Annotated in this window: 16 protein-coding genes; 10 read left to right on the top strand and 6 right to left on the bottom strand. The window is 71.3% G+C overall.

What is annotated here, in order from left to right:
• Positions 1-116 precede the first annotated feature (116 nt).
• The 5 genes from DEJ24_RS13495 (at position 117) to DEJ24_RS13475 (ending at position 5,889) form a co-directional block, all read left to right on the top strand.
• Positions 117-365 carry a hypothetical protein gene (locus DEJ24_RS13495; protein WP_146242614.1) on the top strand — a complete coding sequence of 83 codons (249 nt, stop codon included), beginning with the start codon at positions 117-119 and terminating at the stop codon, positions 363-365.
• Between the two features lie 91 nt (positions 366-456).
• Positions 457-2,076, top strand: a complete 1,620-nt coding sequence (pgm, locus tag DEJ24_RS13490) for a phosphoglucomutase (alpha-D-glucose-1,6-bisphosphate-dependent) (RefSeq protein ID WP_111079065.1) — start codon at positions 457-459, stop codon at positions 2,074-2,076.
• 33 nt (positions 2,077-2,109) lie between these two features.
• Positions 2,110-3,003 (top strand): hypothetical protein, encoded by an 894-nt coding sequence (locus DEJ24_RS13485; protein ID WP_110904105.1) that lies wholly within the window; start codon positions 2,110-2,112, stop codon positions 3,001-3,003.
• 151 nt (positions 3,004-3,154) lie between these two features.
• Positions 3,155-5,500 (top strand): MDR family MFS transporter, encoded by a 2,346-nt coding sequence (locus DEJ24_RS13480; protein ID WP_111079064.1) that lies wholly within the window; start codon positions 3,155-3,157, stop codon positions 5,498-5,500.
• A gap of 104 nt (positions 5,501-5,604) precedes the next feature.
• A complete protein-coding gene (locus tag DEJ24_RS13475; RefSeq protein WP_111079063.1) occupies positions 5,605-5,889 on the top strand; it encodes a GNAT family N-acetyltransferase in 285 nt (94 codons plus the stop codon).
• 25 nt (positions 5,890-5,914) lie between these two features.
• Here the strand turns inward: DEJ24_RS13475 and DEJ24_RS13470 are convergent, their stop codons facing one another.
• From DEJ24_RS13470 to DEJ24_RS13455, 4 genes are all read right to left on the bottom strand, one after another.
• Positions 5,915-6,241 carry a hypothetical protein gene (locus tag DEJ24_RS13470; protein WP_111079062.1) on the bottom strand — a complete coding sequence of 109 codons (327 nt, stop codon included), beginning with the start codon at positions 6,239-6,241 and terminating at the stop codon, positions 5,915-5,917.
• Positions 6,242-6,324: 83 nt separating this feature from the next.
• Positions 6,325-7,374 (bottom strand): biotin/lipoate A/B protein ligase family protein, encoded by a 1,050-nt coding sequence (locus DEJ24_RS13465; RefSeq protein ID WP_111079061.1) that lies wholly within the window; start codon positions 7,372-7,374, stop codon positions 6,325-6,327.
• A 376-nt stretch (positions 7,375-7,750) separates the two neighbouring features.
• On the bottom strand, positions 7,751-8,674 hold the full coding sequence (locus DEJ24_RS13460) for a hypothetical protein (RefSeq protein ID WP_111079060.1): 924 nt from the start codon (positions 8,672-8,674) through the stop codon (positions 7,751-7,753).
• A gap of 61 nt (positions 8,675-8,735) precedes the next feature.
• Complete coding sequence (locus DEJ24_RS13455) at positions 8,736-9,608, bottom strand: alpha/beta hydrolase (RefSeq protein WP_111079059.1); 873 nt, start codon at positions 9,606-9,608, stop codon at positions 8,736-8,738.
• 78 nt (positions 9,609-9,686) lie between these two features.
• Here DEJ24_RS13455 and DEJ24_RS13450 point away from each other — a divergent pair, with 78 nt between their 5' ends.
• The 3 genes from DEJ24_RS13450 to DEJ24_RS13440 all read left to right on the top strand — a co-directional run bounded on the left by DEJ24_RS13450 (position 9,687) and on the right by DEJ24_RS13440 (position 12,210).
• A complete protein-coding gene (locus DEJ24_RS13450; protein ID WP_111079058.1) occupies positions 9,687-10,844 on the top strand; it encodes an inorganic phosphate transporter in 1,158 nt (385 codons plus the stop codon).
• Positions 10,841-11,110, top strand: coding sequence for a hypothetical protein (locus DEJ24_RS13445; protein WP_111079057.1), 270 nt, complete (start codon positions 10,841-10,843; stop codon positions 11,108-11,110). The genes DEJ24_RS13450 and DEJ24_RS13445 overlap by 4 nt, the downstream gene beginning before the upstream one ends.
• A gap of 167 nt (positions 11,111-11,277) precedes the next feature.
• Entirely contained in the window at positions 11,278-12,210 is a 933-nt protein-coding gene (locus DEJ24_RS13440; protein ID WP_111079056.1) for an acetamidase/formamidase family protein, read from the top strand.
• A gap of 116 nt (positions 12,211-12,326) precedes the next feature.
• Here DEJ24_RS13440 and DEJ24_RS13435 read toward each other — a convergent pair whose 3' ends face one another.
• A complete protein-coding gene (locus tag DEJ24_RS13435; RefSeq protein WP_111079055.1) occupies positions 12,327-13,079 on the bottom strand; it encodes an SDR family NAD(P)-dependent oxidoreductase in 753 nt (250 codons plus the stop codon).
• Between the two features lie 173 nt (positions 13,080-13,252).
• On the opposite strand from DEJ24_RS13435, the gene DEJ24_RS13430 reads away from it, so the two are divergent.
• Both DEJ24_RS13430 and DEJ24_RS13425 read left to right on the top strand, forming a co-directional pair.
• Positions 13,253-13,717, top strand: coding sequence for a MarR family winged helix-turn-helix transcriptional regulator (locus tag DEJ24_RS13430; protein WP_111079054.1), 465 nt, complete (start codon positions 13,253-13,255; stop codon positions 13,715-13,717).
• A 5-nt stretch (positions 13,718-13,722) separates the two neighbouring features.
• Positions 13,723-15,072 carry an MFS transporter gene (locus tag DEJ24_RS13425; protein WP_111079053.1) on the top strand — a complete coding sequence of 450 codons (1,350 nt, stop codon included), beginning with the start codon at positions 13,723-13,725 and terminating at the stop codon, positions 15,070-15,072.
• Positions 15,073-15,111: 39 nt separating this feature from the next.
• Here DEJ24_RS13425 and DEJ24_RS13420 read toward each other — a convergent pair whose 3' ends face one another.
• Positions 15,112-16,002: an alpha-E domain-containing protein gene (locus DEJ24_RS13420; RefSeq protein ID WP_111079052.1), complete on the bottom strand. Its 891-nt coding sequence runs from the start codon at positions 16,000-16,002 to the stop codon at positions 15,112-15,114.
• Positions 16,003-16,006 lie beyond the last annotated feature (4 nt).

Raw genomic sequence — 16,006 nt, 5'->3', positions numbered from 1 at the left:
TCGTTGTTTTGCATGGTGCAAGAGAAGGACGTACAGTGTTCTCCAGCAGTCGATGGTGTCGCGGACCCGTCGGCTCGACGGTCGCGGCACCTCGGCACGACAGCGAGGAGAGCACCATGAGCACCTTCCCACTCGGCGGGACCTTCGTCAGCGGACTCCGTCAGCGCGACGAGCTCGGCACCTACACCTCGACCGGGCGTGCGCCGCGCGTCGACACCGAGACCGGTACGTACACGGGCGTCCCGGCCGGACGCGTCGGTCGGTTCGTGGACACCCAGTTCCGTCGCCCGGGCACGGCGACGTCGAGCACGCGGACCGTCACCGGGTCCGTCCGTACCGCGACCGGGTCGTTCCGCACGGCCTGACCCGGCCGCCGCCCGCGCTCGTCCCGCCGGGACCCCGCACGGTTCTCCACAACCGTGGGCGCGTCCATCGCGGCGATGCCAGGATGGGGTCATGAACGACCGTGCCGGAACCCCAGCGACCGCAGACGACCTCGTCGACCTCGATGCGCTCATCGCGGCGTACTACGACCGGGTCCCGGACGTGACGAACGCCGAGCAGAAGGTCGTCTTCGGCACCTCGGGGCACCGCGGCTCGTCGCTGGACAGTGCGTTCAACGACACGCACATCGCCGCCATCACGCAGGCGATCGTGGAGTACCGCACCGCGCAAGGCACCGACGGCCCGCTGTTCATCGGCCGCGACACCCACGCGCTCTCCGGCCCCGCCGAGCGGACCGCGCTCGAGGTGCTGGCCGCGAACGGCGTGCACGTCCTGGCCGACTCCGACAACGGGTACGTCCCGACCCCGGCGCTGAGCCACGCGATCATCGCCTACAACACCGCCGGACACGACGACACCGCCGACGGCATCGTCATCACCCCGAGCCACAACCCGCCCCGCGACGGCGGCTTCAAGTACAACCCGCCGCACGGTGGACCCGCGGACAGCGACGCCACGACGTGGATCGCCGACCGCGCCAACGCGATCATCGCCGGTGGCAACGCGGAGGTGCAGCGCGCCGAGCACGCCACACACGACGGCTACGACTTCCTGCACAACTACGTGGCCGACCTCGAGAACATCATCGACATCGACGCCATCAAGCGCGCCGGGGTGAAGATCGGCGCCGACCCGCTCGGTGGTGCCTCGCTGCCCTACTGGAACCTCATCCGCGACCACTACGGCCTGGACCTCACCGTCGTGAACCCGGATGTCGACCCGACCTGGTCGTTCATGACGCTCGACTGGGACGGCAAGATCCGGATGGACCCGTCGAGCCCCTCGGCGATGGCGTCGGTCGTGGCCCGGAAGGACGACTTCGACGTCCTGACCGGCAACGACGCCGACTCCGACCGGCACGGCATCGTCACGCCCGACGGCGGACTGATGAACCCGAACCACTACCTCGCCGTCGCGATCGAGTACCTCTACGCGCACCGTCCGCACTGGCGTGACGACGCGGCGATCGGCAAGACCCTGGTGTCGTCGAGCATCATCGACCGCGTCGCCGAGTCCCTCGGCCGTCGCCTGTGGGAGGTCCCGGTCGGCTTCAAGTGGTTCGTCCCCGGGCTGATCGACGGCTCAGTCGCCTTCGGTGGCGAAGAGTCCGCGGGCGCGTCGTTCCTCCGCATGGACGGCACCGCGTGGACGACCGACAAGGACGGCATCATCCTGGCGCTCCTGGCGTCCGAGATCGTCGCCGTCACCGGCAAGACCCCGTCGCAGCTGTACGCCGAGCTCACCGAGCGCTTCGGCGACCCGGTGTACCAGCGCGTCGACGCCGCCGCCAGCAAGGAGCAGAAGGCCCGCCTGTCGAAGCTCGACGGCGACGCCATCACCGCCGAGACCCTGGCCGGTGACCCGATCACGGCGAAGCTCTCGAAGGCCCCGGGCAACGACGCGGCCGTCGGCGGCGTCAAGGTCGTCACGGACAAGGCCTGGTTCGCGGCCCGACCGTCCGGCACCGAGGACGTCTACAAGATCTACGCCGAGAGCTTCGTCGGGCAGGAGCACCTGGAGCAGGTCCAGCGCGAAGCCAAGGAGATCGTCGACGCCGCACTCGGGGCCTGACAGCGGCGGCATTTCCGTGCAAGGCTGAGCCGCATGGCGTTGTTCGGACGGAAGAAGCCGGTGGCAGAGCCGTTGCCACTCGTCGTGCTCGCGCAGCGCACCCTGGCGGAGCGAGGCGTCGAGACGACGGTGGACGGGCCTCCCGGCGATCCGATGCACGTGCGTCTGCTCGGTGCGGACGGGCAGGTCTACCTGCTCGCCAACCTCGCCGCGCAGGTCCGCGGAGAGACCGAGGAGCGTCGGACGGACATCGTCCGTGCGCACTTCGACCGGATGCTGCAGGCCCACCGAGAGCCCACGCCGGAAGAGCTCAGTGCCGACGAACTGCGCGACCGGGTGCGTCTGCGCCTGCTCGCCGAGGACGGCGCCGACCCCACCGACCTGACGTACGCGCGTCCGTTCGCACCGGGTCTCGTCCTCGGGCTGTGCGTGGACTACCCGACGATGGTGAGCACCCTGGCGACGCAGACGCTGCCGAAACTCGCCCTCGGCGCGGACGAGCTGTGGGCGATGGCCCGGTTCAACACCGACGCCGAAGCGGTCGACGCGAACGCCGAGATCGCCCCCGGGGTCCACATCGTCGAGGGCGAGTCCCTCTTCATCGCGTCGAAGGCCGTCAACCTGCCGGCACTGTTCGGTGCCGCCCCGTTCGGCACGGTGTTCGCGGTGCCGCACCGCCACCTGCTGCTCGCGGTCCCGCTCCGCGACGCCGACAGCCTGCAGGCGATCCAGACGCTCGCCGGGCTGCTGGTGCAGATCCTCGGGGACGAGGACGCCGGGCTGCCGGGTGGCCTGCTCAGCCCGCACCTGCTGTTCTCGCGCCACGACCACGTGTCCCCCGTGTCGACGTTCGACCACGAGACCGGCGAACTCCGCATCGAGGTCGACGAGCGGTTCCAGGAGGCCCTCGAGCAGGCCGTCGCCTGACGAGGGGGGTCCCGGCGGAGCACGCCGGAGGTCTGCCCCACATCACGCTGTGGAGGGCTGCCGATCTCCACAGGAACGCGCTCCCGGTGCGCGCCGCCGTTGCCCGAGTTGTAACTTTGCAGGCAGCGCAAAATCCTCGGGAGTCCCGCACATGACACAGACCGCGACCGCACCCGCGGCCCCCACGACGTCCTCGAACGCCGTGATGAACCACCGCCAGATCCTGCTCGTGATCTACGGCCTGATGGCCGGCATGTTCCTGGGCGCCCTCGACCAGACGATCGTCGGCACCGCGATCCGGACCATCGGCGACGACCTGCACGGTCTCGACCAGCAGGCCTGGGTCACGACCGGCTACCTGATCGCCTCGACGATCACCACGCCGATCTACGGCAAGCTCTCCGACCTCTTCGGCCGACGTCCGCTGTTCATCACCGCGATCGCGATCTTCATCCTCGGCTCGCTCGCCGCGTCGTTCTCGACGTCGATGCTGATGCTCGCCGGGTTCCGCGCGCTGCAGGGCCTCGGTGCCGGTGGTCTGATGTCCCTGCCGCTGGCGATCATGGGTGACATGCTCGCCCCGCGTGAGCGCGCCAAGTACCAGGGTTACTTCCTGGCCGTGTTCGGCATCTCGTCCGTCATCGGTCCGCTCGTCGGCGGTGTCTTCGCCGGCGCGAACGAACTGCTCTTCATCTCCGGATGGCGCTGGGTCTTCCTGATCAACGTGCCGATCGGCATCATCGCGCTGTTCATGGTGCTGACGTTCCTGCACCTGCCGAAGTACGGCGAGCGCCGCAAGCCGCGCATCGACTGGTGGGGCGCGTCCCTCGTCATCGTGACGCTGGTCCCGCTGCTCCTCATCGCCGAGCAGGGCCGCGAGTGGGGCTGGGGCTCCCCCGGGGCCCTCGCCTGCTACGGCGTCGGGGCGCTCGGCCTGATCGCGTTCGTCATCGTCGAGCGGGCGATGGGCGACGACGCGATCCTGCCGCTGAAGCTGTTCAGCTCGCACGTGTTCTCGATGGCCGCCGTGCTGTCCGTGCTCATCGGCTTCGGCATGTTCGGCGCGATGCTGACCATCCCGCTGTACCTGCAGATCGTCAAGGGCGTCACGCCGACCGAGTCCGGGTTCGCGATGCTGCCGATGGTCCTCGGCCTGATGATCTCGTCGATCGCCTCGGGTCAGATCGTGTCCCGCACGGGCAGGTACCGGATCTTCCCGGTCACCGGCACGGCCTTCACCGCGGTCGGCTACACCGTCCTGACGTTCCTGACCGCCGACCGGCCCCTGTGGTTCCTGATGACCGGCATGTTCCTCATCGGCCTCGGGCTCGGCCAGCTCATGCAGACGCTGACGCTCGCCGCGCAGAACTCCGTGTCGCCGCGGGACATCGGTGTCGCCACCAGCGCCGCGACCTTCTTCCGCCAGATCGGCGGCACCATGGGCACCGCGGTGCTCCTGTCCGTGCTCTTCAGCCTGATGCCGACGAACATCACCGGGGCGCTGCAGAACGAGTCCGACCTGAAGAGCGCCCTGAACGCGGCGCTGAACCCGGCGGTGGCCGACGCCGAGCAGAACAAGGGCGTGATGGACCAGATCTGGGACCCGATCGTCACGCCGATCAAGCGGAACGTGCAGGACGGTCTCGACCAGGGCGCCGTGCAGGCGAAGCAGGCCGCCGACCAGGCCGTGACGAAGCAGGTCACCGCCGCCGTGCAGCAGCAGGTCGACGCCGGTACGATCCCCGCCGCGGCGGCCGACACGGTCATCGCCCAGCAGATCGCCGACGCGAAGGGCGACGCCGAGCAGAAGGCGCTGCAGACCGCCGCGGCCAAGGCGGGCGCCGAGGTCGTCGACGGCACCCTGCAGGTCGACTACTCGAACGCCGCGCAGCGCCGGGACATCGTCGACACGGTGGCGCCGAAGCTCGTCGACCAGCTGCGCGACGGCAAGGGCGGCACCTCCTCGAGCACGTCGTCCACCAACGACACGTCGTTCCTCAACGGGTCCGACAAGCGGCTCAGTCGTCCGTTCCTGGTCGGGTTCAGCGACTCGGCGGTCACGGTCTACTGGGTCGGCCTCGCGGTCATCCTGCTCGCCTTCGTCCTGACCTGGTTCTTCAAGGTGCCGCCGCTCCGCAAGACGTCGGCGCTCCAGGAGCAGGCCGACGCCGCACGCAAGAGCGCGGATGACGACCGACTGACCGTCGACGCCCAGCAGGCAGCGGCCGGCTCCGGCTCGCTCGTCTTGCCCGACACGGGATCGATGTCGATCGTGCCCACGTCGCCCGACGTGCCCGCGCAGCCGCGCTCGGACCGCGCGGTCGGATCGGACGGCACCCGGGCACCCCTGCCCCACGCGTCCACGCACGGCGCGCACTCGTCGTCGACCCCGGTGGACGAGCCTCCGGCCGCGACCGGTGTGCTCCGGGTGCAGCACGGCGCGCACGCCGCCGGCGAGGCCGACGAGCACCCGCACGGTCGCCACACGGCCGGGTAGCCCCTCGCAACACGCAACGTGGGCGGTTGCACGCAGCGGTACTCCGCGGTGTGCAGCCGCCCACGTTGCGTTCCGTGGAAGGTGCCCGGCGTAGCGTCCGGAGGATGAGTCTCGAAGTCCGCAACGACACCGACCAGAACCAGTACTCCCTCGTCGAGGACGGCGACGTCATCGGCCTCGCCGCCTACGAGATCGACGGGGACGTGATCCACTTCGTCCACACCGAGGTCGACCCGGAGCACCGCGGCGGCGGCCACGCCTCGATCCTCGTCGAGAACGCGCTGGACGACGTCCGCGCGAACTCCGACCGTCGCGTCGTCGCCGATTGCAGCTACGTCGCCGCGTGGCTCGAACGGCACCCGGACCACCAGGACCTCACCACGCGCTGACCCGCCGGGTCGGACGCGCGCGGTGTCAGTACGACCGGTCGTGCGTCCCCGCCCGATGCGTGCCGCTGCCGGCCCGACTCGAGGGCACCCGGATGAGCACGGTCCCGCTGAGCAGGTCGTGGTCGTCGCGTGAGGGCGTCGGCGCTTCGCGCGGGAGGCGCGCCTGCCGCTCGTACTCGGCCTGCGTCTCCTGACGGGTGGGCGCGAAGACCTCGTCCATCATCGACACCACGCCACCGGAGCCGCCCCCGCGTGTGGACTTGTTCGACAGGTCGATCCAGCCCAGACGGTCGGCGATCCACACCACGACGACCGCAGCGGCCACCGCCCCCAGGAAGATCAACCAGTTCACGGCAGCGACGTTACGTGGCCGATCGGCGGAGAACATCCGCCGCGCGGCTGATCCTCGCGATCCGTACGCGCCGAGTCTCGCGCTCAGGGCACCCGCTCGAGCCACTCCCGCGTCGAGAACTTCGTCGCCACGAGCTCCTGCGCCTTCTGCCGCTCGGCGTCGGTGACGTGCCCCTCGGTCGCCCCGTAGAGCTTCGTGAAGGTGCCGATGAGTCGGTCGATGATCTCCGCGCGGCTCAGGCCGGTTTGGGACCGCAGCGGGTCGACACGTTTCGCGGCGCTCGTCGTCCCCTTGTCGCTCATCTTCTCGCGGCCGATGCGCAGCACCTCCACCATCTTCTCGCCGTCCATGTCGTAGCTCATGGTCGCGTGGTGCAGGAGCGACCCGGTGCCGAGGCGCTTCTGCGCGGCCCCGCCGATCTTGCCCTTGGTCGAGGTGATGTCGTTGAGGGGCTGGTAGTACGCCTCGATGCCGAGGGACTTCAGCGCCTCGATCACCCACTCGTCCAGGTACGCGTACGAGTCGGCGAACGTCATACCCTGCACGAGGTCGGTCGGCACGTACAGCGAGTACGAGATGATCGCGCCCGCGTCCATGAACATCGCGCCGCCGCCGGAGATCCGCCGCACGACCTGCACGCCGTACTTCTCGGCGCCGGCCGGGTCGACCTCGTTCTTCAGCGACTGGAACGACCCGATGACGACCGCGGGCTGGTCCCACTCCCAGATGCGCAGCGTCGGCCCGCGGCGGCCGGCCCCGACCTCCTCGGTGAGGACCTGGTCGAGCGCCAGGTGCTCGTTCGGGCTGATCGGGCCCTCGTGGATGACCTGCCACTCGTAGTCCCGCCACGACGATGCCCGCGACAGGGCTCGGCGGACGGCGACCCCGACGGACTCGGGCGTGAAGCCGAGCAGGACGGCGTCGTCGGGCAGCGCGTGTCGCACGGCGGCCGCGATCCCGGCCGCGTCGGTGTCGGCGCGCAGGCCGTCCACCGCCTGGTCGATCAGCGGGAGCGCGTCGTCCGGTTCGAGGAAGAAGTCACCCGCCAACCGGAACCGGTCGATCCTGCCGTCGACGACCTCCAGGTCGACGACGACGAGCTTGCCTCCGGGGACCTTGTACTCACCGTGCATGCCGCCACCCTATTCCGGGAGGCCCGTGGCGGCGCCGCACCGGGCCTCCCGTCCGCGGGCGGGGCCGACGGGCGCGACGCGATCACCTGAAAGCGAACCGAGTTGCCGCTGTGGGGGCGCGGGCGTACCGTCGTCACCACGCCTGGGGTGCGACCCCCCTCGAGCCTCGGGCGTCGCCGCTCGACCCGTTCCCCCCAATGGGTCGAGTGGTCCGGCCCCGGTCTGTTCCCCCGACAGGCCGGGGTCCCCGTCGTTCGTGGGCGGTTCCCCCCCGGTCCCGGCCGGCCGATGGTTCCCCGAACAGGGTCGTCCCGTGCGAGACAGGACAGCGGCAGCCAGGCAGCGCCCGCCACGGCGGCGAGGACGCGCGTGGACGTCAGCGCGCCGGGCGGACCGCGTCGACGCCGGGCTGGACAGGGAACCAGGGCAGGTGCTCCTGCAGCCACAGCGAACCACCGCCGAGCGTGAACGTGTACTCGCCGGGGGCACGGTCGTACCGACGGGCGATCACGTCGCGGGAGTCGCTGTCCACGCCGTCACGCATCACGAGCGGGCCGCAGTCACGCGTCGTGAACGTCACGGCCGGGTGCGACGACCCGATCCCCCTGGTGGAGCGGCTGGAGATGGTGCTCCCCTCCGCCGACGTGACCGAACACGTGCGGTCCTGTGGGTGCGCGTCGTCGTACGCCGAGAGGGACAGCAGGGCCGGGAAGAGCTCCAGCGCCGGCACCATGACGACGAAGAGCAGCAGCCCGGTGAGCGTCCCCCGGACGACCCGGGGCCGGGTCTGGTGCGTGAGCTCGCCGAGCAGGTCCTGGTACTCCGCCCACGGTCTGGTCGCGTTCATCGACAACCAGTCAGCGAGGACGTCGTAGTGGCGGTCGAACCGCCCCGCGAGGAAGGAGCCCTGGCCGTCGGTGACCCCGCTGACGCCGACGTGACCCGACAACCGCGGTTCGATGCGCACGATCTCCCCCGGCCGGACGACATGCGTGGGTGCGAATCCGGACCGGGCCTCGAGTCGGTCGGGGAAGACCCGGACGCGCGAGCGGAGTGACCGGACGCCGAGCAGGACCAGACCGATGCCGAGGACGACCGTGAAGGAGCCCGTGCCGATCCGGACGAGGTCCGCGTCGCCGTAGAACGCGGTGGCGGACAGCATCCGGACGCCCAGGGCCGTGATGCCCGCAGCGGCGGACGTCAGGGCGGCCGCGCCCCACGGACTCCGGCGGACGGTGGCGGTCGGCCGCGTCGGCCGTTCATGGCGCGCTCGGTACATGTACTCCCCCAGTGTGGTCATCTCGTGCCGTCGTGCTGTCGTGCCGTCCTGCTGTCGTGCCGTCCTGCTGTCGCGCCGCCGGTCAGCGCCCCGCGACGACTCGGTCGAGCCAGGCGACGAGGTCCGCGACCACCTCGTCGCGGTTCGTCTCGTTGTAGACCTCGTGCCGCGCTCCCTCGTAGACGAGGACGGTGACGTCGGAGAGCCGTCCGCGCCGCCGGTAGGTCCGGGCGAGCAGCTCGACGGAACGGGGCCCGCCGAGGGAGTCCTCGGACCCGACCTGCAGCAGCATCGGCAGGTCGTGCGGGATCCGCCGACGGGGCAGGCCGAGCAGCCGCAGGGTGTCGGGCAGACCGAAGAGGCCGAGGACGTCCGCCTCGACGGCCAGCGGGTCGAGACCGACGGCCTCGATGACCGCTCGGTCGCGGGTGAGCCACTCGTGCTTCGTCGGACCGGAGGCTGCGTGCCGCCGGTTCAGGTCGCCGCCGTTCATGAGTCCGGGCAGGCGGAGGGCGCTGGCGGACAGGACAACGCCGGCGTACTGCTCGGACGAGGTGTTCACGATCCGCTGCGCCATCAGGGACCCCCACGAGTGGCCGAGCAGCACGACGGGCAGACCGGGGTCGTCGGTCTTCGCCACCGCGGTCATCTGCTCGACGGCCGCGATCGCGGCGCGGAGGCCGCCGGGCCCGAGCCGCCCGAGTTCGCCGTGGTCGCCGTCCCACTGCGCCAGGCCGGTCCGCCCGTGCCCGCGGTGGTCGTTCGCGTGCACGGTCCACCCGGCGCGGACGAGGTCCTGTGCGAGCGGCTCGTACCGGAGGCCGTGCTCACCGACGCCGTGGGCGATCTGCACGATGCCCTTCGGCTTGCCCGCGCGCCACGTCGAGTAGACGATCTCGACACCGTGGGCGTCGGTGAACGAGGAGTCGCCTCGGGCGGCGGAGAACGTGGGCACGGCAGCATCCTGACAGACCGCGCACCTGTTCACCCGGCGTTCACGCGGGCGCTCGTCCGCCGGCCTAGCGTCTCGCCCATGGACGTCCTCGTCACCGTCGTGTTGGTGATCGTGGTGGCCCTCGTGTTCGACTTCACGAACGGGTTCCACGACACTGCGAACGCCATGGCCACCTCGGTGGCCACGGGTGCCCTCAAGCCCCGCACCGCCGTCCTCATCTCCGCCGTGCTCAACCTGGTCGGCGCGTTCCTCTCCACCGAGGTCGCGAAGACCGTCTCGCAGGGGATCATCCGCGAGGGCCAGGACGGCATCCACATCTCGCCGACGATGATCTTCGCGGGGCTCGTCGGCGCCGTGCTCTGGAACCTGGCGACGTGGTACTTCGGCCTGCCGTCGTCGTCCACGCACGCGCTGTTCGGTGGGCTCATCGGGGCGTCGGTCATCGGCGCCGGGCTGCAGTCGGTCGACTGGGCCACCGTGGTCTCGAAGGTCGTGCTGCCGGCGCTGCTCTCCCCCGTCATCGCGGGCGTGATCGCTCTCGTCGCCACCTACGTGGCCTACCGGCTGACGAAGAACGCCACGACGCACGGTGCCGCGACGAGCTTCCGGCACGGGCAGACGATCTCGGCGTCGCTGGTGTCGCTCGCGCACGGGACGAACGACGCGCAGAAGACGATGGGCGTCATCACGCTGACCCTGATCGCCGCGGGCTACCAGGGTCCGGGCAGCGGCCCGGAGCTCTGGGTCATCCTGGCCTGCGGGCTCGCGATCGCCCTCGGTACGTACATGGGCGGCTGGCGGATCATGCAGACCGTCGGCAAGAAGATCTCCGACGTGCAGTCGCCGCAGGGCTTCGCGGCGGAGACGAGCTCCGCCGCGACGATCCTGGTGTCCTCGCACCTCGGCTTCGCGCTCTCGACCACGCACGTGACGAGCGGGTCGGTCATCGGCTCGGGCCTCGGCAAGAAGCTGGCGGACGTGCACTGGGGCGTCGTCGGCAAGATCGTGATCGCCTGGGTCATCACGCTGCCGTCCGCCGCGGTCGTCGGCGGTCTGGCCACCTGGCTGGCCTCCACCTCGACGATCGGCCTGGTCGTCGTGGCGCTGCTCGCCCTGGTCGGCGGGCTGACGTTCTCCGTGCTGGCCCGCCGCAAGCCGATCAGTGCGGACGACGTCCACGAGGGCACCGCGGAGCGCGAGCCCGTGGCTGCCGGGAACCGAGGGAGGAACCGATGAGCATCGACTTCACCGCCATCGGCACCGTCGCGGGGGTCGGCTTCGTCGCCGCCGTCGGCGTGGTGCTGCTCTACACGCTCGGACTGCGGCTGCTCGGGACCGGCCAGCCCGGCGACTCCGGCGGCGAGCGCACGCAGTACTCCGAGGAGACGCCGCGCTCCGGCTCGACCCCGCCGGCGGCGTACCTCGGCGCGGGCGTGTGCTTCGCGGTCTGCATCGCCGCCGTCCTCACCGGCATCTGGATGACGATCCCGCAGTTCCACTGAGCGCCGGTACCCGTCCGAGACGCCGCCATGTGCGCGTGACGCCGCCGCGATCGGCGGCGTCTCACACACAAGACGGCGTCACTCACACACAGGTCCGTCCCGCGCCACCCAATCCGCACGCCGCGCCGGCGCCGCCCGTCAGGAGCCGTGCCTGCGATGATCGCCGGGTGACCCACCACCGCATCGACACCACTCCCGACACCGCCGTCGACGTGCTCACCGCCGAACGCAGACCGGTGCTGACCGTCGCTCCGGGCGACACCGTCACGGTGCACACCCTCAGCGCCGCCGGCTACACCGAACGCCTGTCGGCGCCGGGGGTCGAGGTCCCGACGCTCATCCCCTCCCGCCGCGGCCACTGCCTGCTCGGTCCGATCGCGGTCGCCGGTGCACGGCCCGGTCAGGTGCTCGCGATCCGGTTCGACGACCTGGTGCCGGACGACTGGGGGTACACCGGCTCGGGCGGCGTCGACACCCCGCTCAACCGGGCCCTCGGCCTGGCCGACCCGTCGACCCGCGGCCCGCTCCTGTGGGACGTCGACCCGACCGCGGGCACCGCGCACAACCAACTCGGGCTCGGCGTGCGGACGGCCCCGTTCCTCGGCCTCGTCGGGCTCCCACCGGAGGCCACCGGCGAGCACTCCACGATCCCGCCGCGACCCCTCGGTGGCGGGAACATCGACTGTCGCGAGCTCGTCGCCGGCGCCACCCTGTACCTGCCGGTGACGGTCCCGGAGGCGCTGCTCTCGCTCGGTGACGGCCACGCGGCACAGGGTGACGGCGAGGTGTCCGGCACCGCCGTCGAGTGCGGCATGACGACCACGATGACGCTGACGTTGCTGGACGACGCACCGGTCGCTGGCATCCACGCCGACACCCCCGCGGGACGCATCACGTTCGGGTTCGACGCGGACCTCAACGCCGCGACCACGACGGCCCTCGACCGGATGGTCGACTGGATCGCCGGCTCGTACGGCATCACACGCGCCGAGGCGCTCGGCATGGCGAGCGTCACGGTGAGCATGCGTGTCACCCAGGTCGCGAACCGCACCTGGGGCGTGCACGCGCTGCTCCCGCACGACGCGGTCCTGACGCGGTAGGCCGACCGGGTCGACCGGATGACGGACGGGAGGCCCGGCGGACGTGGGCGGGTCTGCTCACGTCCGCCGGGCCTCCCGTCCGGTCCCCGCGTCGCGCGGGTGCGCGGGTGCGCGGGTCAGTGCGCGGAGTACCCGCCGTCGACCAGGTGGTAGCTGCCGCTGATGAACGACGCCTGGTCGCTGAGCAGGAACAGGACGAGCGCGGCGACCTCGGCGTCGGTGCCGAGACGTCCCGCAGCGTGCTGCGCCTCGAGCCCGGCGAGCTCGTCGCCGCTCAGCGAGGAGCGGACGAGCGGGGTGTCGATGAAGCCCGGGCCGACGGCGTTCGTGCGGACGCCCTTCGCCGTGTACTCGAGCGCGGCGACCTTCGTCAGGCCGACGAGGGCGTGCTTCGACGCGACGTAGGCGGCGTTGTCCGCGATGCCGACCGACCCGAGCACCGAGGACATGTTGACGATCGCGCCGCCGCCCGCCGCCAGGATCGCCGGGATCTCGTAGCGCAGGCCGTAGAAGACACCGTCGAGGTCGACGGCGCGGACGCGGTCCCACGCCTCGATGTCGTACTCACCGATGGGCTGCGGCGCGGCGCCGATGCCGGCGTTGTTGACGGCGAGGTGCAGTGCGCCGTAGGTGTCGACGGCGAACCGGACGGCGCGCTCGTTGTCCGCGGCGATCGCCGAGTTGGCGGAGACGGCGGCTGCGGTGCCACCGGCCTGCTCGATCTCGGCGGCGACTCGCTCGGCGGTCTCCTGCCTGATGTCCGTGACGACGACGGAGGCTCCCGCCGCCGCCAGCTCCTTCGCGATCGACTCGCCGATGCCGCTGCCACCACCGGTGACGATGGCGACCTTGCCCTCGAACCCGTTCATGTGTCCTGCTCCTCCCGTGCCTTCCGGCCCGTGTCGACTGGACAACACCTGTTGCCCAGGACCCCACTGTACGCCCGTCACGCCGGGGGTCGATCGGACGTCGGACCGCGGAACTCCGCGTGGTCGGGCCAGGATAATTCGTTCGCTGAACTAATGAGTTAGGCTGACGACTCGTGACCGTCACCGACCCGCTCCCCACCACTGCGCGTCGCCGCCGATCGGCCGACCCCTCCCTCGCCAGCGACGTCCGGATCGCCGTGAACCGGTTGTCACGGACGCTGCGGGCACAGAAGGCCGACACGACCGTCAGCGATGCCCAGTTCTCCGCGCTCGCCCTGCTGCACCGCGAGGGCGCGATGACCCTCGCCGACCTCAGCCGTCACGAGGGCGTCACCCCGCCCTCGATGACGAAGACCGTCACCGCACTGATCGGCCGCGGCCTGCTCACCAAGGACGACCACGGCGACGACCGCCGGAAGGTCCTGCTCTGCCCGACCGCCGACGGCGACGACCTGGTCGTCGAGACCCGGCAGCGACGCGACGGTTGGCTCACCCCGCGCCTCGCCGCCCTCACCGCGGCGGAACGGAAGACGCTCACCGCCGCCACCGACATCCTCCTGAGGCTCGCCGCCCAGTGAGTGCCATGTTCCGGTCCCTCTCGGGACGCAACTACCGCATCTGGTTCGCCGGTGCCCTCGTGTCGAACATCGGCACGTGGATGCAGCGCACCGCCCAGGACTGGCTCGTCCTCACCCAGCTGACCCACGACGACGCCGTGGCCGTCGGGGTCACCATGGCGCTGCAGTTCGGTCCACAGCTGGTCCTGCTGCCCTGGACCGGCCTGGTCGCCGACCGCTTCGACCGACGCCGGATGCTCATGCTCACGCAGGGGCTGATGGGGCTGCTCGGCCTCGGGCTCGCCGTGATGGTCCTGACCGACACCGCGACGCTCTGGTCCCTCTACGGGTTCGCGCTCGCACTCGGCGTGGTCGCCGCGTTCGACACCCCGGTCCGCCAGGCCTTCGTCTCCGACGTCGTGACGGGCGAGCAGGTCTCGAACGCCGTCGCGTTGAACTCGGCGTCGTTCAACGCCGCCCGGCTCATCGGACCCGCGGTCGCCGGTGTCCTCATCGCGGCGATCGGGTCCGGCTGGGTGTTCGTCATCAACGCGGGGTCGTTCCTCGCCGTGCTCCTCGCACTGCGGTTCGTCGACCCGCGACAGCTCGCCGACCGGGCGCGAGCCCCACGCGGCAAGGGACAGCTCGTCGCGGGCTTCCGGTACGTCCGGACCCGGCCGGACATCATCGTGGTGCTCTGCATGATCTTCGTCGTCGGGACGTTCGGTGTGAACTTCCCGATCTTCACCTCGACGATGGCACGCGTGGAGTTCCACCGCGGCGCAGGCGAGTTCGGGCTCCTCAACTCCGTGATGGCGGTCGGGTCGGTCCTCGGCGCGCTGCTCTCGGCGCGTCGGGAGGTCCCCCGGATGCGCACGTTGACCATCGCGGCCGGCGGGTTCGGCCTCGCGTGCACCGCCGCGGCCGTCGCACCGACGTACTGGACCTTCGCGGTCCTGCTCGCCTTCGTCGGGCTGGCGTCCCTGACGTTCATGACCACCGCGAACGCCCTCGTGCAGACCACCACCACGCCGGCGATGCGCGGCCGCGTGATGGCCCTCTACATGGCGGTCTTCGCCGGCGGGACACCGCTCGGCGCCCCGATCGTCGGCGCGGTCGCCGACGCGTGGGGCCCGCGGTGGGCGATCGGGGTCGGCGCGGCCTCGGGCTTCGTCGCCCTGGCGGTCGCCCTCGTGTGGCTCGTCCGGTTCCAGCACGTCCGTCTGCGGTACGACGCCGACAACCGCCTGCACCTGGCCGTCACGCGGTCACTCCCGGTGGTCACCCCGGCACCCGGGACCCGCGCAGCACGGGCAGCGGTGCGGCGTGACCTGGAGCACGACGAAGCGGTCGTGGAGCGCTCGAGCGCGGTCTGAGCCGAAGCGGCTCCGGGGATCCTGACCGTGACCGCTGCGTCAGTGCGCCGGTTCGGGCGCGGTGAACACCCGGCGGTCGAGCGCCGCCGTGATCGTCTCCGCCGCTGCCGCCAGCCGGGAGCCCGCCGACCGGGCAGCGTCCACCGCGGTCTCCGGCGTCACCGTCTCGAGTTCGGCACGTGCCTCGCCGAACGCCCGGACCTCCGCTGCCAGGTGCACCCCGACGAGGTCGTCCAGACACCCCTCACTGCGACGGGCCAGGAACAGCAGCGACCGGGGGCTGTGCTCGTCGAGCAGGAGGAACGTGGCCGCATCGGCGGTGGTACTGCCGTGCCGGAACTCCCGGTGGAAGGCCTCGCCCGCTCCGCAGGCCCGCAGCGCGGTGGACCAGGAGGCCGCCGAGCCGGGGTCGAGCAGGTCCGAGGCGAGCATCCGCGCGGTCACGGTCAACCGGGTCAGCGACCGACCGAGCGTGAAGAACTCCCACACCTCGTCGCGGCTGACGTCCCCGTCGACCACGCCGACCGCCAGGGCGCTACGCTCCCGCACCCAGCCGAGGAACTCGTGCGCCTTCTCCCCGACGACCTTGCGGGGCAGCCGGGAGCGCGTCGTGTTGAGGCAGTCCCACAACTCGGTGGACACGACGTCCCGGGCACGACGGGCGTCGTCCCGAGCGACGGCGACGGCCGCGGCGATCGAGGCCGGTTCGTGGCGGTCCAGGGCCAGGGCGTCGAGGGTCGCCGAGGGGCTGAGGTCCGTGTCCGGCATCACCGCCGCACCGACCACCGCCCGGAGGTCCCGCCCGAGCCCGGGATCGTCGGTCGAGGGATCCCGCCGGGCCAGGTGCACGTCGAGCAGGCGCGCGACGACGTCCGTCCGCTCGACCGCGCCCCCGACACTGTGGACGCTCCTGGCGAGTCGGTTCAGCACGGCG

The sequence above is a fragment of the Curtobacterium sp. MCPF17_001 genome (genome assembly GCF_003234615.1).
In the GTDB taxonomy this organism is placed as follows: domain Bacteria; phylum Actinomycetota; class Actinomycetes; order Actinomycetales; family Microbacteriaceae; genus Curtobacterium.
This window is presented reverse-complemented; position numbering and strand designations above follow the sequence as displayed.

Excerpts from the sequence above, each read along its gene's own strand:
- DEJ24_RS13495 (WP_146242614.1), top strand. The coding sequence starts at position 117 with ATGAGCACCTTCCCACTCGGCGGGACCTTCGTCAGCGGACTCCGTCAG.
- pgm (WP_111079065.1), top strand. The coding sequence starts at position 457 with ATGAACGACCGTGCCGGAACCCCAGCGACCGCAGACGACCTCGTCGAC.
- DEJ24_RS13485 (WP_110904105.1), top strand. The coding sequence starts at position 2,110 with ATGGCGTTGTTCGGACGGAAGAAGCCGGTGGCAGAGCCGTTGCCACTC.
- DEJ24_RS13480 (WP_111079064.1), top strand. The coding sequence starts at position 3,155 with ATGACACAGACCGCGACCGCACCCGCGGCCCCCACGACGTCCTCGAAC.
- DEJ24_RS13475 (WP_111079063.1), top strand. The coding sequence starts at position 5,605 with ATGAGTCTCGAAGTCCGCAACGACACCGACCAGAACCAGTACTCCCTC.
- DEJ24_RS13465 (WP_111079061.1), bottom strand. The coding sequence starts at position 7,374 with ATGCACGGTGAGTACAAGGTCCCCGGAGGCAAGCTCGTCGTCGTCGAC.
- DEJ24_RS13460 (WP_111079060.1), bottom strand. The coding sequence starts at position 8,674 with ATGACCACACTGGGGGAGTACATGTACCGAGCGCGCCATGAACGGCCG.
- DEJ24_RS13450 (WP_111079058.1), top strand. The coding sequence starts at position 9,687 with ATGGACGTCCTCGTCACCGTCGTGTTGGTGATCGTGGTGGCCCTCGTG.
- DEJ24_RS13445 (WP_111079057.1), top strand. The coding sequence starts at position 10,841 with ATGAGCATCGACTTCACCGCCATCGGCACCGTCGCGGGGGTCGGCTTC.
- DEJ24_RS13435 (WP_111079055.1), bottom strand. The coding sequence starts at position 13,079 with ATGAACGGGTTCGAGGGCAAGGTCGCCATCGTCACCGGTGGTGGCAGC.
- DEJ24_RS13425 (WP_111079053.1), top strand. The coding sequence starts at position 13,723 with ATGTTCCGGTCCCTCTCGGGACGCAACTACCGCATCTGGTTCGCCGGT.